3 protein-coding genes are annotated in these 2,242 nt (G+C 44.6%); all 3 read right to left on the bottom strand.

Features of this window, described 5'->3' with window-relative positions:
• Positions 1-450, bottom strand: a 450-nt coding sequence (locus V7D75_RS12820; protein ID WP_333614863.1) for a phosphatidate cytidylyltransferase, incomplete at its 3' end; no start/stop codon positions are given.
• Positions 451-634: 184 nt separating this feature from the next.
• Positions 635-1,393, bottom strand: a complete 759-nt coding sequence (gene uppS / locus V7D75_RS12815; protein ID WP_333614862.1) for a polyprenyl diphosphate synthase — start codon at positions 1,391-1,393, stop codon at positions 635-637.
• A 262-nt stretch (positions 1,394-1,655) separates the two neighbouring features.
• Entirely contained in the window at positions 1,656-2,210 is a 555-nt protein-coding gene (gene frr / locus V7D75_RS12810; RefSeq protein ID WP_068404574.1) for a ribosome recycling factor, read from the bottom strand.
• Positions 2,211-2,242 lie beyond the last annotated feature (32 nt).

Genomic DNA, 2,242 nt, shown 5'->3' with positions numbered 1-2,242 from the left:
CCCAACAAAGTAAGCGCCACTATCGGCACACCAGACCAATAAGAATACATACAGCAGCCACCATGCGGACAGTTGCCATAAGTAAAACATAGCGGTAATGGCAGCGGTTAATATAATAGCGCCCATCAATGCTAATTTCTTACCGTACCAGCTAGTATGAGTCGGAAATACCCGCACCCAAGACAGGGCCATCAGCCAGATAATTAGTGACGCTACCCACCAAAACAGCCACGTAACTTTAAACATCAGCGAGACGATGGTCAGCGCCAAAACCAACAGCACAAACAACGCAGGCTGCTGCCACTTTGGCATCAGTTTGGTCCACTCGTGGGCGGCGATAATGACGCCAATCGCTAGCAGCGGTGCAAATAAAATGGGCGTTTGGCTCGCAAACATTGCAATACCAACGATAATAACGAGAACAATTGCCGTCTTAATTCGTTGCCACATACTTATCGAGCCTTATATAACGAAAAATGTTTGGTCAAAATCTAGCATAACAGCGCTCTATAATAGCCCATTAAACAGGATTAACGCTAATTAAAGCAGCTTATTATAGACCAAACAAGTGTAATTCAAACCTCGCGGACGACTTAAGCAATTATTTCTACAGCGCTTATTAGCTAAAATTATTTTAAGAACTCTGCTGCTCTATCACTACTTGTTCGCTGGTTTTGCCAAAGCGGCGTTGGCGCTGAGCAAATTCTGCTATCATCGCTGCAAGCTCTGCTACTTTAAAATCGGGCCACAGGGTTTGGGTAAAGAACAATTCGGCATAAGCAGATTGCCATAATAGGAAGTTTGACAAACGGTATTCGCCGCCCGTGCGTATCAGCATATCAACCGCTGGCGCATCTGCTAATTGCACATATCCGCCAAGCATCTCTTTATCGATGTCTTCTGCGCGCAACTTGCCCGCTTCGACTTGCTGCGCCAACTGCTTAGCAGCATGGGCAATATCCCACTGTCCACCGTAGCTAATGGCGATTACCAAGGTCATCGCTTCAAAGTCAGCGGTTTTTGCCTCGGCATCTAACATCAATGCTTGCAACGCTTCACTAAGCTGACTGCGATCACCAATAAAGCGCAAGCGAATGCGATATTTTTGCATACGCGGCAATTGCTCATTGATGGTTAAGCTCAACAAATGCATCAGCAAAGCCACCTCGCTCGGTGGTCGTTGCCAATTCTCACTAGAGAAGGCAAAGACGGTTAGCACTTCAATGCCTGTACTAACGCAGTATTCGACAATAGGGTCTAGCGCATCTTTGCCAGCGATATGCCCCTGACCTTTGCCTAAATGATTGATTTTACCGTAGCGATTATTGCCATCCATGATGACGGCGATATGCCGCGGGAGAAGAGCGGGAGTTGAAGCATCTGAAATAGACATAGGCTGACTTGCTTGTGGTTTGGGTAAAGTAATGTGACGCGCGTTATCGCCTGTTAAGAAAAATATGGCACATTTAGCAAATGACTTATGAAAAACCTAAATTCAGCAGAAAACGCTTTCATAAAGAGTTTTTAACAGAACAATTACTTAACAATGGCTTAATTTCTTATACAGCAATAAACAGTCAATATGCATATAATATTGACTGTTTTTAGAGAAAAGATACTGCTGTTGTCTTTAATTAACAAGAAAAGACAGCCGCTTATACTTCCATCAAGTCGCTTTCTTTTTTGCTCAAGCGGCTATCAATGGTTTCAATATATTTGTCAGTGATTTTTTGGATATCATCACTGGCGCGGCGCTCGTCATCTTCTGAGATTTCTTTTTCTTTTGCCAACTCTTTAATATCATTCATCATATCGCGGCGGATATTACGGATAGAAACACGGCTATTTTCTGCTTCGCTACGAGCAAGCTTTTGCATATCGCGGCGCGTGTCTTCGGTCAACGCTGGCATCGGTACACGAATAACGTCAGCAGTCATCGGGTTTAAGCCTAAATCTGCTTCGCGAATGGCTTTATCAATCGCTTGCACCATGCTACGCTCAAATGGCTGCACCAGTAAAGTACGTGAATCTTCGACGTTGACGCTAGCAACTTGGTTCAATGGCGTATCGGCACCATAGTAGCTAACCATTACGCCAGATAACATACCTGGGTGCGCGCGGCCAGTACGTACTTTGCTAAAAGTCGTCTCAAGCGCTTCCAAGGTTTTTTGCATGCGTGCTTCGCCGTCTTGCTTAATCTCTTTAATCATCATGTATCCTTATTTATCGCTGTCGATAAATC

Source organism: Psychrobacter sp., assembly GCF_036731945.1.
In the GTDB taxonomy this organism is placed as follows: domain Bacteria; phylum Pseudomonadota; class Gammaproteobacteria; order Pseudomonadales; family Moraxellaceae; genus Psychrobacter.
Note: the sequence above shows the minus strand (reverse complement) of the source record. Positions and strands in the feature narration are given on the sequence as shown.